Annotated in this window: 17 protein-coding genes and 1 tRNA gene; 5 read left to right on the forward strand and 13 right to left on the reverse strand. The window is 71.0% G+C overall.

Annotated elements, in window-relative coordinates; translation table 11 throughout:
* Positions 1–147 precede the first annotated feature (147 nt).
* The 3 genes from H300_RS26315 to H300_RS0111265 all read right to left on the reverse strand — a co-directional run bounded on the left by H300_RS26315 (position 148) and on the right by H300_RS0111265 (position 2,871).
* Positions 148–1,260 (reverse strand): acyl-CoA desaturase, encoded by a 1,113-nt coding sequence (locus tag H300_RS26315; protein ID WP_051269948.1) that lies wholly within the window; start codon positions 1,258–1,260, stop codon positions 148–150.
* Positions 1,261–1,631: 371 nt separating this feature from the next.
* Positions 1,632–1,793: a hypothetical protein gene (locus tag H300_RS31835; protein WP_199779173.1), complete on the reverse strand. Its 162-nt coding sequence runs from the start codon at positions 1,791–1,793 to the stop codon at positions 1,632–1,634.
* 85 nt (positions 1,794–1,878) lie between these two features.
* A complete protein-coding gene (locus tag H300_RS0111265) occupies positions 1,879–2,871 on the reverse strand; it encodes a DUF2156 domain-containing protein (RefSeq protein WP_028427511.1) in 993 nt (330 codons plus the stop codon).
* A 173-nt stretch (positions 2,872–3,044) separates the two neighbouring features.
* On the opposite strand from H300_RS0111265, the gene H300_RS31475 reads away from it, so the two are divergent.
* Both H300_RS31475 and H300_RS0111270 read left to right on the forward strand, forming a co-directional pair.
* Positions 3,045–3,137 (forward strand) — tRNA-OTHER (locus tag H300_RS31475).
* A gap of 1,025 nt (positions 3,138–4,162) precedes the next feature.
* Complete coding sequence (locus H300_RS0111270) at positions 4,163–4,960, forward strand: AfsR/SARP family transcriptional regulator (RefSeq protein WP_028427512.1); 798 nt, start codon at positions 4,163–4,165, stop codon at positions 4,958–4,960.
* Between the two features lie 205 nt (positions 4,961–5,165).
* On the opposite strand, the gene H300_RS0111275 is transcribed toward H300_RS0111270, so the two are convergent.
* The 10 genes from H300_RS0111275 to H300_RS0111320 all read right to left on the reverse strand — a co-directional run bounded on the left by H300_RS0111275 (position 5,166) and on the right by H300_RS0111320 (position 14,576).
* Entirely contained in the window at positions 5,166–6,386 is a 1,221-nt protein-coding gene (locus tag H300_RS0111275) for a beta-ketoacyl-[acyl-carrier-protein] synthase family protein (RefSeq protein WP_028427513.1), read from the reverse strand.
* Positions 6,386–6,616, reverse strand: coding sequence for a phosphopantetheine-binding protein (locus H300_RS0111280; RefSeq protein WP_028427514.1), 231 nt, complete (start codon positions 6,614–6,616; stop codon positions 6,386–6,388). Before H300_RS0111280 ends, H300_RS0111275 begins: the two co-directional genes overlap by 1 nt.
* Positions 6,617–6,674: 58 nt before the next feature.
* Positions 6,675–7,718, reverse strand: coding sequence for a beta-ketoacyl-ACP synthase III (locus H300_RS0111285; RefSeq protein ID WP_486583700.1), 1,044 nt, complete (start codon positions 7,716–7,718; stop codon positions 6,675–6,677).
* Complete coding sequence (locus H300_RS0111290) at positions 7,715–8,701, reverse strand: VlmB-like protein (protein ID WP_028427516.1); 987 nt, start codon at positions 8,699–8,701, stop codon at positions 7,715–7,717. The genes H300_RS0111285 and H300_RS0111290 overlap by 4 nt, the downstream gene beginning before the upstream one ends.
* 20 nt (positions 8,702–8,721) lie before the next feature.
* Positions 8,722–9,294, reverse strand: a complete 573-nt coding sequence (locus H300_RS26320) for a flavin reductase family protein (RefSeq protein WP_078515910.1) — start codon at positions 9,292–9,294, stop codon at positions 8,722–8,724.
* Positions 9,291–9,866, reverse strand: a complete 576-nt coding sequence (locus H300_RS0111300; protein ID WP_028427517.1) for a membrane protein — start codon at positions 9,864–9,866, stop codon at positions 9,291–9,293. Before H300_RS0111300 ends, H300_RS26320 begins: the two co-directional genes overlap by 4 nt.
* Before the next feature lie 25 nt (positions 9,867–9,891).
* On the reverse strand, positions 9,892–10,380 hold the full coding sequence (locus tag H300_RS26325; RefSeq protein ID WP_051269949.1) for an SRPBCC family protein: 489 nt from the start codon (positions 10,378–10,380) through the stop codon (positions 9,892–9,894).
* 1 nt (position 10,381) lies between these two features.
* Positions 10,382–11,677: an aminotransferase class III-fold pyridoxal phosphate-dependent enzyme gene (locus tag H300_RS0111310; RefSeq protein WP_028427518.1), complete on the reverse strand. Its 1,296-nt coding sequence runs from the start codon at positions 11,675–11,677 to the stop codon at positions 10,382–10,384.
* A gap of 79 nt (positions 11,678–11,756) precedes the next feature.
* Positions 11,757–12,896 carry an acyl-CoA dehydrogenase family protein gene (locus H300_RS0111315; RefSeq protein WP_028427519.1) on the reverse strand — a complete coding sequence of 380 codons (1,140 nt, stop codon included), beginning with the start codon at positions 12,894–12,896 and terminating at the stop codon, positions 11,757–11,759.
* Positions 12,897–12,968: 72 nt separating this feature from the next.
* A complete protein-coding gene (locus tag H300_RS0111320; protein WP_028427520.1) occupies positions 12,969–14,576 on the reverse strand; it encodes an aldehyde dehydrogenase family protein in 1,608 nt (535 codons plus the stop codon).
* Between the two features lie 367 nt (positions 14,577–14,943).
* On the opposite strand from H300_RS0111320, the gene H300_RS0111325 reads away from it, so the two are divergent.
* From H300_RS0111325 to H300_RS0111335, 3 genes are all read left to right on the forward strand, one after another.
* A complete protein-coding gene (locus H300_RS0111325; protein WP_051269950.1) occupies positions 14,944–15,339 on the forward strand; it encodes a PaaI family thioesterase in 396 nt (131 codons plus the stop codon).
* Between the two features lie 250 nt (positions 15,340–15,589).
* Positions 15,590–16,036, forward strand: coding sequence for a hypothetical protein (locus H300_RS0111330; RefSeq protein WP_486583701.1), 447 nt, complete (start codon positions 15,590–15,592; stop codon positions 16,034–16,036).
* A gap of 53 nt (positions 16,037–16,089) precedes the next feature.
* A complete protein-coding gene (locus tag H300_RS0111335) occupies positions 16,090–16,455 on the forward strand; it encodes a nuclear transport factor 2 family protein (protein WP_028427523.1) in 366 nt (121 codons plus the stop codon).
* Positions 16,456–16,591 lie beyond the last annotated feature (136 nt).

Consider the following 16,591-nt stretch of genomic DNA (forward strand, 5'->3'; position numbering starts at 1 on the left):
CCCGGTCGCGACCGGGTCGGGCAGCGCGACGCCGCGGGGTACCGGATGCGGAGGTCGTCACCGGCGCCGGGCCGCTCACGGAGGCAGGTGCCCCACCGCGCGGTGGGGCACCTGCCTCCGTGCTTCCCGGGGAGAGGCCCTGCTCTCTCACACCGCGCTCGGAGCTCCGCGCTTCCTCGCTCCCCGCCGTACCGGCGCGCTGACCCGGTGCAGGTAGGTGGCCACCTCACGGTAGGAGGCCCAGAAGCCCACCTCGTGGTACGGCACACCGCGTTCGGCGCAGTATGCCCGGGTCAGCTCCCGGGCACGGGGCAGGTTCTTCTGCGGCATCGCCGGGAAGAGGTGGTGCTCCACCTGGTAGTTCAGACCGCCGTAGACGAAGTCGATGACGAGCGAGGGGCGGATGTTCCGTGAGGTGAGCACCTGGCGCTCGAGCCAGTCGAGATTCTCCTCCTCACCGTCGCGTACGGACATCCCCTTGTGGTTGGGGGCGAAGATCATCCCGAAGTAGACCCCCAGCGAGGCCTGCTGGACCAGTACGAAGGCGATGGCGAGGCCGGGCGACAGGACGGTGAAGACAGCCGTGAGGTAGAGCACCACACGGAGGAGAAGCAGGGCGGACTCCAGGACCGGCCGCTTGGTCTGGCCTGCGGCGATCGACTTCACGGCGGTCTTGTGCATCTTCAGGGACTCCAGAACGAGCAGCACGAAGAACAGCACGCTCTGGTAGCGGACGATGAATCGCTTGATCCCGGTACGGCTGGCGTACTGCTTCAGATCGAAGATCGCGGTGCGCCGGCCGATGTCCGGGTCCATGTCCAGGTGGTTGGGATTGCTGTGATGCCGGTTGTGGTGGTTGACCCACCAGCCGTAGCTCACCCCGTTGATGAAGTTGGCGTGCAGGTAGCCCATGGCCGAGGCGGCACGCTTGCTCCGGAACATGGCCTTGTGCCCGGCGTCGTGCCACATGAAGGCGCTCTGCCCGCCGCACAGGCCCATCCAGAGCGCCACCAGAAGCTGCCACCAGCTGTCCCCGACGAGGAAGAAGGCGACCAGGCCGGCCACGAGGAAGCTCGCATTCAGTGTGAGGCGGCCGATGTAGTAGCCCGGCACGAGGTCCAGCAGACCCTCGGCCTTGACGCGCTTGTGGAGCTCGGAGAAGGTCGCGGAGGCTCCGGCACCCTGATGCCCGGAGGCCCTGCTCCCTCCCGGCGACGGCACGGCGCCGGGAGGGCCCGGCGGAACATTCGGAGATGACATGTGACGCTCTCCTTGGCGGTGTGCGTCCGCCGGCCTGCGGCATCGCAGCCGCCAGGTCGTCGGACGGTGAACGCTGACGAGGACGGGGGCTCCGGCACCCGGGGGCCGGCTCCACCGCGCGGCGACCGGCGTCGTTCCGCCCGGTGCGTGACGTCCGCGGTGCGACGCCCGATGCGGGCGGGCCGGAGGTGGGCCCAGTCTGCTGGGCGCCGCTGATGCGCCACTGATGCCTGCCTGACGACCGCGCGGGGCTGGTCCGCCCTGCGGCAGGACGTGCCCGCGGCGACACACGGGCCCCGACCCGTCCCCGCCGGGAAGGCCGTTCCCGGCGTGTCTTCGTGCGCGCCCTCCACGGGTGTCCGCGAGCGGTGTCAGGCAGGACGGGACTCCTCGCGCATGCGCTGCTCCACCTCCCGGGTCACGGCGTCCGCGTCGCGTGCGACCACCGGGTCGTCCGGAGCGACGATCACGCTCATCAGCGACGCCACCATTGCTTGCTGCAGGTCGTCGGTGCTGGTCGGCTTCTCGCTCATGGGGCAGGTCTCCCGTTCTGCTCTCGGGCGGACCCGCGCGTCGTCCGCGCGGGGTCATGCGTCGGATGCGGGTGCCTGTGAGGCGTCAGAAGGCGCCGCAGGCACGGAAGATGTGGGCGAAGCCCGGCAGGGAGGCCTCGCCGTCGAACGCCACGTACTCGGGTATCACCACGTCCGGAGCCCACTTGTGCTTGTAGGCAAGCTGGGACTGGGCGGGGTAGAGGTCGGCTCCGTGCTCCCAGAGGAAGTGCATGAGCCACCGCAGCGCCGAGCTGTGACCGGGCAGCTCATGGTCCGGGTCGAGTCCGGTGAACGGCGTGAAGCCGAAGTGCAGCCACTCCGTCTCCTCGTCGCGGAACCTCCCGATGGCGTGTGCGTTGATCGCCTCCATCAGCCCCGGTGTCCCGCCGGGTGTCCGCCGGCTCAGGTCGTGCATCCAGCCGGCGCGGCTTCCGTAGACCGGCGAGTAGGAGATGTAGCCGACCGGCGCCCCTTCGATGCTGCCCACGAACAACCTCCTGAGCGGCTGCGCGGCACCCCCGATCTGCCCCACCAGGAACTCCAGCTGGTGGGCTCCGGCCTTGGAGCCCAGCCAGGCGGAGTCGATGACGGTCAGGGCCTCCTCGCATTCGTCCGCCGTCGCCTCCCTGACCACCAGTCCGTTCCGGTGGGCGCGGGAGATCTTGTTCCGGAGCTGCATGAAGCGGGTACCGCGGAGCGAGAACTCCGGCAGCCGGACCGCCCAGGAGGCGCCGATCTGGTTCACCGTGAAGCCGTGGCGGGCGTAGATCTCCGCGTCGGCGCGCTGCACCTGCACACTGACCAGGCTCAACCCCTGCTCCCGGACGAAGGCGACGAAGCGCTCCAGCAGCGCCTCGTAGTCGCCCCGCTCCGCGAAGGGGCCCCCGAACTGGACCGCGAACCTTCCGGTCCTCCGGTAGATGATCGCGCCGTCGAGCCCGGGGGCGGTGAAGGTCTCGTTGCCGCTGTTGAGTGCCAGGAACGCGCTCGGGTTCTCGGTGTGCGTATGCGTCATGACGGCCCGGAGAACCGGGACGTCGGACAGTGCGACGGGCATGGTCGCCTCCCTGCAAGGAAACTGGATTTTCGGGAATTAGAGCACCCGAATACCGGAGGACGGAAGAGGGAAAGGAGCCGCCGAATGGACGTCAGAGGCGCGTCAGCACAGTGTCAGAAGGACCTGTCAGAGTCCTACTCATGAGCGGAGACGCACAGCGGATCCGCACACAGGGAGAGGTGCCCGGAGCGGCTTATCGGGGACCTGAGTGCATACCCGGGTCGGGCTTTTCGAAGCCCACGCAGGTTCGAATCCTGCCCTCTCCGCCCGATGGGAAGTACCGCCTCCGCCGCGTTGCACTCGCCACGCGCACCGGAGAGGCGGCGGCAGTGCCGGCTTGTCGATACGTCACTGCCGGACGCGTTGCGCACCACCGCAGTGTTCGGGCCGCGCGAGCGAACCACGTGCTGGCCGATCTCCGACACATGGCACCCGATCAGTAGTTCCCGCCGGACGCCCGGGTAAACGATTGGTCCACGGAAAACGCAAGTGAAAGACCCTTTTCCGCTTTCCGGAGCCCGATGAGACCCGAGGGCGCCACCGCGCCACGAGCCCCGCAGTGCTCCGAAGCCGCCATCGGCCGCTCCGCGGACCCGCGCCCCGCGCCGCCCGGAAGCTGCCGGCTCCGGCCCTTTTGAGGCACCGGCACCTGGTCCACTACCGGTCCTCCCACGCGCCCAGGGACGCCCACACCGCAGGAGCGGCCTCGTGTCGGCCCTCGGCTCCTGCCCGCCAAGGAAGGCCCCCCTTAGCGCGGTCGGCGTCGAACCGGCTCGTTCCTCTCCGGGGGGGGCGTCGGCGGGAACGTCCGAACGTCCTCATGGCTCGGGAAGCGACCGTTTTCGGTCACAGGAAGATCCGCCGTCGCACGCGCGCCACGGCGACGTCGCCGGCGCCGCCGTCTATGCCGCGAAAGCGCCGAGACCTCTACAGGGCCATGTGCCGAACATCGCCCAGCACCTCGGATTCCAGGCACACGGGATGCCGCCGTCCGGAACAGTTCGCTCGGGAACATGGCCGGAACACGCGCCTCAATTGCTCAGGTCCTACCGCAGACCGATCTCTTTATGGCACGATCGATCACTGCAAGTGCAGTGCGACGATCCTGCCGAAGTGGGCGGCAGGACCCTCGACTGCGGCCACGCGGCGGGCCTGTTCGCGAAAGACGCTACACCGTCATCGACGAACGATCTGCTACTGCCCGGTACAGCCGCGTTCGCCCGTACAACCACATTGTTCCACCATGCAAGTTCACTTATGGTTCAGGCCGTGAACAACGGGGGAGAAACGTGTGTTGAAATTCTCTATACTCGGCGCGCTGCGCATGTGCACCGGCGAGGGCGAGGTCGAGATTCCAGGTGATCTGCAACGCGTATTGGTGCAGACACTTCTCGTGAGCGAGGGAAATACCGTGTCCGGCGGAGTACTGGCCGACGAGATGTGGGGCGAATGCGGCCCGGCTCGGCAGATGAACGCCCTGCAAGCCCATATCAGCCGGCTGCGCAGGCGGTTGCAGAGCCTGGAGCCCGAGTGCCCGGAGACGCGCCTCGTCCTGTCGCCCTCGGGTTACCGGCTGGTTGTCGGCCCGGAGGAACTGGACGCGACGAGGTTCGTCCGTTATGTACGGGAAGCGGAGACGCTGATCTGGGAGGACCCGATGGCTGCGGGCCACAGGCTGCGCGAGGGGCTGCTCCTCTGGCGCGGTGACGCACTCGGCAACCTCACCGGAGGTCCCATCTGCCGGACCGCCGCCGCCCGGTACGAGGAGTACCGGCTGCGCGCCATGGAACTGCTCTTCGACGCGCAGCTCAGCACCGACCGGCACGGCTCGGTGCTGGCCGAGTTGAACGAGGCGCACTCCAGCAACCCGCTCCGCGAACGGTTCTGCCAGCAACTGATGGTGGCGCTCTACCGCTCCGGACGACAGGCGGAGGCACTGGACACCTATCGGCGCATGTGGCACCGGCTGTCCGAGGAACTGGGCGTCCAGCCCTCGCCGGCCCTTCGTCGCGTCGAACGCGCGATCCTCTCGCACGACACGGGGCTGACGGCCGTCGACCGCACGCTCTCCCTCCTCGACTCCGCCTGAGGTTCCGGCGTCCTCCGGGGGATCAGGACGGCGCCCCCGTCGGGGGACTCGCGGAAGGCGCGGCGGCCGGGAGCGCCCGGGGCACCGGACGACGCCCCGGGCGGCCGGTTGCGGAGGGGCCCTTCCTCCTCGACCGGCCACCCGGCGCACCTGACGGCGACCGTTCGCGGTTCCACCGCACCGTGCCAGTCCGGGCTGCGCCCGCTCAGGGCGAGGCGATCGCCAGCACCGCGTTCTGGCCACCGAAACCGCAGGAGTTGCTCAGCGCGAGGCCGGTGGACCGGTGGACAGGACGCGTGGGGACCTCCAGCGAGATGCGCGGGTCGAGCTTCTGCAACCCGGCAGTGGGCGGCAGCGTGCCCTCCTCCAGGGCCAGAACGGTCAGTGCCGCCTCGACCGCTCCGGCAGCCCCCAGCAGATGGCCGGTCACCCCTTTCGTCGACGTGACCACCGGGCCCTCCGGGAACGTCCGCGCCAGCATCGTCGCCTCAGCGAGGTCGTTCAGGGGCGTACTGGTGCCGTGGGCGTTCACGTGGTCCACGTCGCCGGGAGCAGCGCCCGCGTCCCTGAGGGCAGCGCGGACCGCGGCCTCGACGCCCCTGCCCTCGGGGTGCGGCGAGGTCATGTGGTGGGCGTCCGCCGAGGCCCCGTACCCCACTACGCGGCCGCGGACCCGCGCGCCCCGAGCGGACGCGTCCGCCGGCCGTTCCAGGACCAGCACGCCCGCACCCTCCCCCGCGACGAACCCGTCCCGGTCCGCGTCGAAGGGACGCGAGGCCGTGCCGGGGTCGTCCTCCCGCTGCGAGAGGGCTCCCATCCGGGCGAAGCCCGCCATCACCAGCGGTGTGATCATGGCCTCGCTGCCGCCTGCCAGCACCACGTCGCAGCGATCGAGGGCCAGCAGGTCGCGTGCGGTTCCGATCGCCGTGGCGCCGGAGGCACAGGCCGTGGCCACGACGAGGTTCGGGCCGGTGGCTCCGAACTCGATGGCCGTCTGCCCGGCGAGCATGTTCGGCAGCTGCATGGGGAGAAGCAGCGGAGAGACACGTTGCGGGCCGCGGGACAGCAGGGTCTCGAACTGCTGCTCGACTGTTCCGGGGCCGCCGTCCGCACAACCGAGCACCACCCCGACCCGGGCACCGTCCCAGGAGGCCGGATCGAGTCCGGCGTCGGCAAGGGCCTCCCGCGCGGCCACCAGGGCGAACCGGACGAACGGATCCAGACGCAGCGCTCGGCGCGCGCCGAGCAGGGCGTCCGCGTCGAAGCCGGGAACCCTGCACGAGAGCCGGACCAGTCCGCCCTCCAGCTCCGGGTCCAGCGCGGCGGCCGCGTGTCCACCGCAGACCGCCGCCCAGCTCGCCCGGGTGCCGACACCACCGGGCGTCACCAGCCCGACACCGGTGACGACGGTTTCGGGGCCCGCCATCAGATCTTCGCGCTCCGCTCCTCCATGAGGAGCACGATGCCTCCGACGCTTCCCGCTTCCAGCAGTTCGTCGTCACTGATCCGGACACCGACCTCCGTCTCCAGCAGCAGGGACAGCTCGACCACGGCCAGCGAGTCGAGTTCGATCTCCTCGTGGCTGGCCTCGGGGACGATCGCCTCGGGCGCCACCTTGAGCTTGGCCGACAGGATGGCTTTGAGTTCTTCGAACACGGTGTTTCCTTTCCGGGGTCCCCGCCGGGCGAATGCCGGCGGACAGCATCGGGGGCGGTCAGGCGGTGGCGATCTCCGGCCAGACCAGCGTGGTGGCGCCCCAGGCCAGGCCGCCGCCGAAAGCAGTCATCAGGAGGCGGTGGCCGGCCACCAGGCGGCCCTCCTCGACCGACTGCGCGAGGAGCAGCGGGACAGAGGCCGCTCCGGTGTTGCCGACGTGCTCGATGTTCGTGAGGCACTGCTCCTCGGAGAAGCCCATCCGCTCGCCGACGGTGGCGAGGATGCGGGCGTTCGCCTGGTGGGCGGCGAACCGGTCGATGTCCGACAGCTTCCAGCCGGCCAGTTCGGCAGCCCTGGCCGAAGCCTGCGTCATGTGACCGACCGCGTGCCGGAACGTGTCCCGGCCGCGCATCCGGAAGTAGTGGTCCTCGGGTGGCGCGGGCATCCCGGAGGACCGCTGCCGGGACCCGCCGGCGGGTACCTCGATCAGCCCGCTCCGCTCACCGTCGCTCCCCAGCACCTGCGGCCCGAGGGCGCCCGGTTCCCCGTGCTCCCCCGGGCGCAGCACGGCGGCGCCCGCGCCGTCGGCGAAGATGACGGCCGTGGCCCGGTCTGCCGGATCGACGATGGTCGTGAAAGCGTCCGCCGCCACGAGGAGCACCCGGTCGGCGATCCCGGCGGCGATCAGGCCGGAAGCCGAGGCCAGGCCGTAGAGAAAGCCGGAGCAGACCGCGGCGATGTCGAAGGCGGGCGCGCCGCCCAGCCCCAGCCGGTCCGCAACCTCGGGTGCCGTCGCCGGACACGGCCGGTCGGGCGTGGTCGTGGCCAGCACCACGGCGTCCGGTGGCTCGCCGCCGGACGCCTTGAGAGCCCGCTGTCCCGCCTCGACGGCCAGGTCGGACGTGGCCGTGCCCGGCGCGACGACATGCCGGGACGCGATGCCGGTACGGGAGCGGATCCAGTCGTCGGTGGTGTCGAGGCGCCTGGTGAGGTCCTCGTTGGTCACCCGGTGCGGCGGCACGTACGAGCCGAGGCCCGCCAGCACCGCCGCCCGGCCGGAGGAGGCGCCCCCCGACAGGGCGCCTCCCGTGCCGAGCCTCACGTATCCGTCCCTGCGGAGGAGAGGACGCTCACGGGCAGGCCCATGTAGGCCATGCGCGCCTCCGCCATCTCGTCGGTCCACCGCTCGGCCATGTCGTAGCGCTGCTCCGGCGTGGTGTCGAGCAGGCGCGCCCCCGGCCACACCTCGTAGTCGCCGATCACGTCGGCGTGCTCCCGCATGCCCTGCTGGAACAGTTCCTCCCGGTGTATAACGAACTCCCGGTCGGGGATCTCGTCCCAGAGGCGCACACCGGCCCGGAGTATCTCCAGCAGCCGGGGCCGGTACTCCGGGTGGGCGGCCACGTGGTCGCGCAGGATGGTGCTGGCCACGGTCAGGTGCCGGATCTCGTCGATCGCCGTACCGCGGGAGATCTCGCCGGTGGCCTCCGAGAGCGGAGTCCACTTGCGCTCGCTCAGCTCCGCGGCCGGGGCGAGCACCCCCTCGATGACGATGGCGAAGACCGCTACCCCGCCGGGGAAGTCGCCCTGGTCCCGCACGATGTCGAGCGTGAAGTCCACCACCGGGTCGAGCACCCGCCTGCGGTAGTCGACGGCCATCGTGTCGATGTCGCTCAGCAGTGTGCCGGCAGGATGGCCCAGTTCCACCAGGTGGTTGCGGAACACTCGGGCGTGCCGGGCCTCGTCCAGGAGCTGGGTGGCGTAGAACTCCATCTCCGGGATGCCCGGGGCCGCCGCCACGTAGTGGCCCAGCAGCCGGGTAGCGACCTCCTCGGCCAGGCTGCGGAAACCGAACTCCAGCGTCAGGGCTTCCCGCAGCGGACCGGGCTCCTTGAGGAACGCCGGGACACCGGCGTTCTCGTGGTGGCCGGTCACCCCGCGGTCCCGCAGGGTCCCCTGTGCCACGGAGGTGATCCAGTACGCGAGGTCGCACTCCTCGGGCGTGAGCGTGAGGTCCTTCGCCCCGTCGAGCAGGCCGGGGGCCTTGTCCCAATCGGCCTCGGGGGCCACGGCGTGAGTGGTCATGTGTGGTCTCTCCTTCGTAGTCAGGGCCGGATGCCGTCCGGGCCGGTGGCAGGGCGCAGGACGCCCCCGAAGAGCCCGCCGGCGTAAGCGAGCAGCGGTTCGCCGCCGGCCACCGAGGCATGGGTGACGTGCCCGAGAAGCACTTGGTGATCGCCCACCGGGGTCCGGCCGAACACCCGGCAGGTGTAGACGGCGAGAGCTCCGTCCAGAAGCGGCGCACGGGTGTACGGACAGGTGGCGCGGGGCAGGTGGGCGAACTGCGCCTCGCCCGACGGCCGTGCTCCGTCCGCGAAATGCCGGGCCACCTCTGCCTGTGAGGCGTCCAGCACGTTCACGACGAAACGTCCCGCGGCCACCGCCATGCCGGCGAAGGACGACTCCGCCCGGAGGCAGGCGCCCAACAGCAGCGGCTCGTGCGACACGGTGGTGACGGTACTGACCGTCGTTCCGTGCGGCCGCCCGCGGTCGAGGACGGTCAGCACCGAGACCGGGGAGGCCAGGTGCCGCAGGGCTCGGCGACGTTCCCTGGGGCCGCCGGGAGGCGGCGGGGCGACAGCGGTCTGTCCGCGCGGGGACGGGCCGGCCGACTTCACCGTGCCGTACCCGACGGCTCGGGTGTGCCGGTTTCCTGCTGCACCGGAGCGGCGGCCGCAGCCGGCCGGCGCTCCGCAGGCAGGTGGCCGACCGGTCGCGGGTCCGGGGCGTGGGCCGGCGGCTTGGGGTGCGCGACGCCCAGGTCGTCGAGCAGCCGCAGGTAGCCCGGCTGCTGCACGGGCTCGAAGGGCAGGGCGAAGGGCTTGAGGAAGTTGCCGAACAACCCGCGGTCACCGAAGAGGTGGAAGGCGAGCACCATCAGCGCCCACTCCGGCTCGACGAACACGCACCACGCGGCGGCGACGGCCCCCTGCGTGATGAGGCTGTGCATGACGTTGTAGAGCACGTAGTACGCCTTGTGGATCGGTTTGCCCCCGCTGCGGCGGAACGCGATCGCACCGGGGAGGTAGCCGATGACGTCGATGTAGAGGAACAGCACGATCGCCAGCCACCAGCGGATCTCACCGAAGTTGGCGATGAGGAAGCCGGTGGCCGCGACGAAGCCGACGAGGTATTCGGCGCGGTGCCAGAAGAAGGTTCTGGGCGTCTCGTACGGATTGACCTGGTCCATGTGACTCAGCTCCGGGAGGTGGTGGTCAGGCGGCTGCGCCGCTGGGGTGAGGGACGGTGGGCGCCGTGCCGCCGGGCAGGACGGAGTCGGGGAAGAGGCCGGTGACGGCCCAGGCCACGGTCTCCCTGATGACCCGCTCCGCGATCGGGTCGAGAATGCCCTCAAGGCTGGGGATGCCGAAGTCGAAGTCGGCGACGAAGGACACGAGGGTGTCCTCGCCGTCCTGTTGCAGCGACCACGTACCGCTGAAGCTGTCGAAATCCCCCTCGGCCTGCTCGAAGCCGATCTCGAGCGCGTCCCGGCGAAAATCGTCCCTCTCGCTCCAGCGCAGCAGCCCGCTGCGGAAGTGCAGCTCCCAGCTGGACGAGCACTCGGGCTCCGGCCAGGCCGCGTGCACCTCGGTGGAGTTCACGTGGGGTGCCAGCTCCGGGTACTTCTCCCAGCGCATCACCTGGTCGTAGACGGTCTCGGCAGCGGTGGAGGGCACGCGTACGCGCAGTTCGACGTGTCGCACGTCAGTTGCTCCCTTCAGGCATCCGGACCGCGCCTCGGACGAGGTCGCGGGTGGCTTTGTCGAAGGCGTCGCAGAGGTGGTCCGCTTCGCTCCCGGTCAGCGTCGCGGGCGGGGTGAAGCGCACCACGGAACTCCCGTTCATGGAGTGGTTCGCTGCGACGCCGTGGTTGAACAGCTCGATGAGCAGCTCCCCCGCGAGCCCGGCCTCGACCAGCTCCACTCCGATCAGCAGTCCGCGCCCGCGGACCTCCACCAGCAGCTCGGGGATGTTGCGTCGGGCGATCTCCCGGATGCGGGGCAGCAGGACCGCACCGAGGTCCATCGCACGGGAGACCAGCCGCTCCTCCTTGACGGCGCGCACCGCGCCGCGCACGGCGGCCATCAGCAGGGGCTGGCCCGAGAACGTGGCGGTGTGGACGTACGGGTCCTTGTCGAAGGGCCGGAAGGCCTCGCGGGTGGCCACCGCCGCGGACACCGGGAGCACTCCGCCCCCGAGCGCCTTCCCGGCGAGGAGCACGTCCGGCACGATGCCCTCGGTGTCGGCGCCCCACCACTCACCGAGGCGGCCGAACCCGGACTGGATCTCGTCGAGGATGAGGAACCCGTCGTGTGCGCGCACCAGTTCCTCGACCCGCCGCAGGTAGCCCGCGGGCGGGATGACGACCCCTCCCTCGCCCTGGACCGGTTCGAGGATGACGCAGACCCGGCCCGGGTGGGCGGTCAGTTCCGCTTCCAGGGCATCCGCGTCCCCGAAGGGCAGGTGGGTGAAATCGGGCAGTAGCGGCCGGAAGGGGCGCTGGTACACCTCCTTGGCGGTGGCCGACAGCGCTCCCAGGGTTTTGCCGTGGTAACCGCCGTGCATGGAGACCGTACGGGTGCAGCCCCCGGCGCGGGCGAGCTTCAGCCCGGTCTCCACCGCCTCCGCGCCGGACAGGGCGAAGTGCACGCGGTCCAATGTGGGCGGCATGACGGAGACCAGCGCCTCGGCTGCCCGGGCCACGGCGGGCTCCAGCAGGATGCGTGTCGCGGTGGGGTGGCTGTGGAGCTGCCGCTCCACCTCCTCCATGACGATCGGATGCCGCGCGCCCATGATGAACACGCCGTACCCGCCGGCGTTGAGGAAGCGCTCCCCGTCGCTGGTCCGCAGCCAGGCACCGGAGGACTCCACCTCCATGTGGCTGCCGAAGAGCTCGGCCAGGGTTGCCCGGCCCTTGCTGAGATGCGCGCGGTAGAGGCCGAGGATCTCCTCCTTGGTGTCGGCTCGGGCAACGGCCCGGGATTCCTGCAGCACGGTCACGGTTCATCCACTCCAAGGCGGTCTGCGGTTCCGAAGCGGTCAGCGGTTCGAGGAGGGGGCGGGCGGAGTCCGGTCCGGGTCACGCCAGTTCGAGGGGCCCGCCGGCGAAGTAGCGCAACAGCGGCTCGGCTGCCGCCGGACGGGCCGGCGGATGGAAGGCCAGAGGACGCGCCGCCGCCGCGAGCAGCGAGTGCTCGGAGGAGCGGATGAAATCCAACCCGCCCAGGAGCTCCAGTGCGCGGGCCGTGATCGCGGGGAGGGCGTCCTGCACGGTGTAGCGGGCGACGAGGACGGCCGCGACGGCCTCCTCGCCGCGCATCCCGCCCGTCACCGCCCGTGCAGCGCCGGTGAGATGGGCGAGTGCGGCCTCACACTGCACTGCCAGGGCCGCACGTTCGGTGTCCGAGCCGCGCTCCCGCTCCACGACCGTCGCCACCAGGGCGGCGGCGGCGCCGACGTATCCGGCGCTGATGAGCAGCTCGAACCAAATGAAACCGGCCGTCTGGAGGTCGTCCAGCCGGTGCGGGTCGTCCGAGGAGGTGCGCACCACCATGCCGGTGGGCACGAAGACGTCGGTCAGCCGCACTTCGTCGCTCTCGGCCGCGGCCAGCAGGTCGTTCCCCCAGAAGGGGTGGACGCTCATCCCGGGGGCGTCGGAGGGGACCAGGGCCAGCGCGAGTTCGGGTTCGCCGCTCGGGCCGGGGACGGCGATGCTCGCCGTGAGCAGGTCCATGGAGGCCGCCAGACTGCACGGCTTCTTGGACCCGGACAGCAGGAAGCCGCCCTCGACAGGGCGCGCCGTCACCGCCGGCACGAGGACGTTCTGCTGCGTCCGGCCCTCCGCCCAGCCGGACGCCATCAGCTTCTGCTCGGGCACGATGCGGTGCAGCAGCTTCTCCTGCTCCGGCGCCAGCCCACCCCGCTCACCCGCCAGCGAGAAGAGCATCGCCGCGGTGAAGTGGTGCATGGCAGCGGCCGCAGCGAGCGAGGGCGACACCGAGCCCACCGCCGTTTGGGCCCGGACGGCGTCCAGCGGACCGGCGCCCGGACCGCCGTAGCCGTCCGGGACCAGCAGGCCGACGCCACCGTGTGTGCGGAAGAGCGCAACGACAGGGCTGCCGGGACGTTCCCTCTCGGCGAGGGGCAGGTCGGACAGCGCCTTGAGCAGCCCCGGGTGGTATTGCTCGCAGACCGCACGAGCCTGGTCGAGGGAGCGCACGAGGACCTCCAGAGAAGTGTCGGGAGCGGGGGCGGGAAACGGTTTCAGCCGACGCGGTGACTCGGTGGCGGATCAGTCACCGAACACGGCACGGTGCGGGCTGACGTCGTGCGCGATGCTGACGCCCTGAAGGTGGGAGGTTTTGAGGATCGGGTAGTTGGCCTCGCCGAAGACCCCGCCGGTCAGCCCGGTGCCCCCGTGGCTCGGCAGGTAGGGCAGGAAGCCGATGTGCGAGTCGTTGACCTTGAGCAGACCACCGTTCGAGACGCGTTGGAGGAACAGCTCGATCACCTCCTCGGAGGCGGCCCACAGGGAGTTGCGCAAGCCGTACTCGTTGCTCTCGACGAAGTCGATGAAGCGGCCGAGCAGATCGTCGTCGGGGGCCGGTTCGGGCACGATCATCGGAATCAAGGGGAAGAAGGTCTCCTCACGCACCAGGTCGAACTCCCGGGCGTCAGTGAGGCCGGGCACCCTGACCACGGTGGGCTGGAGGAAGACCCCGGTCTCGGAAGGTTCGCCGTCCACCTCGGTGCGCCGGCCACCCGTGACGATCTCGCCGCCGTTCTCCAGGGCCTGGTCGAGCAGCCGGAAGAAGCGCTCGCTGCGGCGCACGGGGGAGAGCAGCACGTCCTCCTCCTCGGGATACCCCGGGCGGACGGCGGGTGCCTTCCTCCTCAGCTCTTCGGCGAGCTCGTCGGCGACGGCGGGGTGGACCAGCACGTAGTTGGGCACCATGCAGATCTGCCCCGAGCCGTAGAACGCCTCGGTGATCGCCTCGGCCGCGCGGGGCACGTCCGCGTCGGACCACACCACCATGCCGTCGTTGCCGGCGAGTTCGAGGATGGGTTTCTTCCCATGGGCGACGCACTGCTGCTCGAAGCGGAGCCCCTCACGGCTGCCGCCGATGTAGAAGATGTCGTCGACGAGCGGGCTCTCCAACCACCGGTCGAGGGTCTGCTTCGGGTTGCTGCACACCGCGTTGAGGGTTCCGGCGGGAGCGCCCATCTCGTCGAGGAGCGGGGCCACCACGTCCCGCATCAGCCACATCGTGCTCAGCGCGATGCTGCGGGGCGCACGCATCACCACCGAGTTCCCGGCCATCAGGCAGAGGACCGCCAGTGCCGCACTGGGCAGCGGCGCGTTCTGCGGCGGGTTGAAGGCGACGACCCCGTCGGGCCGGCGGCGGACGATCAGCCGCCGCCCGCCGTGCCGCACCTCCGTGTGCATCTGCTGCCGGTACCAGCCGAGGCTCTCCTCGCTGTAGATCTGCATGAGGCAGCTGAACTCCCAGCGGGCGAGCTTCACCGGGTGTGCCTCGTCGGTGAGCATCGAGATGAACTCGTCCTTGCGACGCACCAGTTCCTCGCGGAAACGGGTACCCAGCCGCATGCGGCGATCGAGCGGGACGGCCGCCCATTCCCGTGCCGCGGCCGCCGCCGCCTCGGTCGCGAGGTCGATCGCGTCGTCGTCGGCCACCGCGCACCTGCCCACCAGGTACGGATGCGGAGTCATCGGCTCGTCGGAGGACTGCTCCAGCGACCGCTTGAGGCGGACGCTGGTGAAGACATCCTCCAGGAGGGACCGGCCGGTGACCGTGTAGACCCAGCCTTCACCTGGGACGTCCTTGCCTGCGATGTAGAGGTCGTAGCTGCGCGGGGACGGCGCGGGGTCGCGAAGCATGTGTGTGGCCTTTCCGAGTCAGTCCCGCAGCCGTCCGGCGTCGGGGGCTCAGGCACGGAGCTGCGGTCGCGCGCCGATGTGCGGGTGGCCGCTCGCCGGGTGACCGCCGGCTCCGTGGGAAGTCTGCTGGGAGCGGGTCCGAGATTCGCAAAGACGTCTGACCCCTCACTGACACCCGGCTGATGCACGTCACGAGGGGCCCTGCCGGACGTGTTGTACGGTCGGCGGACGACCGAGCGCCCGTGCCCCGCCCCGAGCGCCCCGCCGGCCGTGGCGGGAGCGCGACCCTTGCCGGGCCCCCGGCGGAAAGGCGGCCCCCATTCCCGACACGTCCGGACCCGCGTCCCCCTCCCGGTTGCTCGCCGCGATGCCCCACGCCGAAGCCCTCGGCGTCGTGCTGACCCTCGCAACGGCCGAGGAGTCCCGCGGCGAGCTGGCCTGGTCGCCGGAGCGATGCACCGTCGGCGGTATCCTGCACGGCGGTGCGCTGATGTCGCTGGCTGATTCCGTCGGCGCCGTGTGCGCGTACCTCCACCTGCCGGAGGGCGCCACCACCGGCACGGTGGAGTCGAAGACGAACTTCTTCCGGGCCGTCCGCAGCGGCACCGTGCGGGCGACCGCCCGGCCGCTGCACGCGGGGCGTTCGCTCGTGGTGATTCAGACGGAGCTCCACGACGACGCCGGGCGGCGGGTGGCGCACACCGTCCAGAGCCAGACCGTGCTGCCCGCTCGACCGGCGGCTGCCGAGCCCGGAGACGGCTGAGGAGCGCGGGGAGGCGGTGCGCGGGCCCGCGCACCGGTGAGCGGCCCCGGAGACGGCTGAGGCGCGGACCGCGGGCGCGGACCGGCCGACGCCCCCCGCACGCGCCCCGGCTGCCGTCGGCCGGCCGAACGGGACCGCGTCCCGATGATTACCTGTGCGGTAATCGACACCTCCTCGGAGGCGACGCGATGGTGAGGACGTCAGAAGCGATCCGAAGCCCACCGTCCAGAGCTACGCGGAGGTCGATGCTGTGGCCAAGACCGAACTGTCCGACTCCTCGCGATCCGCCTTCCCGACTTCCGGGGCCACGGCGGAAGCGACCACCTGGCTCCGGCGTTTCCTGGCGCTGGATTCCCTCGTCACGACCGGGAACGGCCTGATCTACCTTGTGGCGTCCGGAGCAGTCGGGCGGCTCCTGGGGGTGGGCTCCGGCCTTCTGCTCACGATCGGCATCCTGCTGACGGTGTTCGGCGCCGGGGTCGGCTACCTGGGCTCCCGCCGGCGACCCGCGGCGCCCGCCGTGCAGGCCGTCATCGCGGTGAACGGCCTGTGGACCGTGCTGAGCCTTGTCACGGTGGCCTTCCTGCTCGTGGACCCCAGCACCGTGGGGCTGGTGTGGATTCCGGTCCAAGCCGCGGTGGTCGGCGGGTTCGCCGTCCTACAGTTCGTCACCCTGCGCCGGACCAGCCGGTCCTGAACCGCCTGCCCGTGCCCTCGCCGCGGGGGCGCACCACATGAGAGGAACCACCCTTGTCCGTACACGAGGACGCCGTACAGCGCTACTTCGCGGCGTGGAACGCCGCGCCCGAGGACCTGGTGAAGGCCGTCGCCGCGGCCTTCACCGAGGACGCCACCTACACGGACCCGCTGGCCGACGTCGCCGGCCACGACGGGATCACCGCGGCCATCAGCGGGGCCCAGGAGCAGTTCGCGGGCTTCGCCTTCAAGCCGACCGGATCACCGGACGGCCACCACCACATCGCCCGGTTCACATGGGACCTCGTGTCCACCACGGACGGCTCTTCGCCCGCGGCCGGCTTCGACGTGATCACGCTGGCCGCAGACGGACGGATCAGCTCCGTCAGCGGCTTCCTGGACCGGATGCCGGGCGCCTGAGACGCCGGGCCCGCCGGTTCCGTCCACCCGACCCACCCACACCGGCCGGGCGGACGGTACCGGCGGGGCCGGTACCGCACCACCCACCCCCGCGCACGCCGGTTCCGGAACGGGCAGTCCGGACCGGGGCAGAGAG

Source organism: Streptomyces sp. TAA040, from assembly GCF_000424845.1.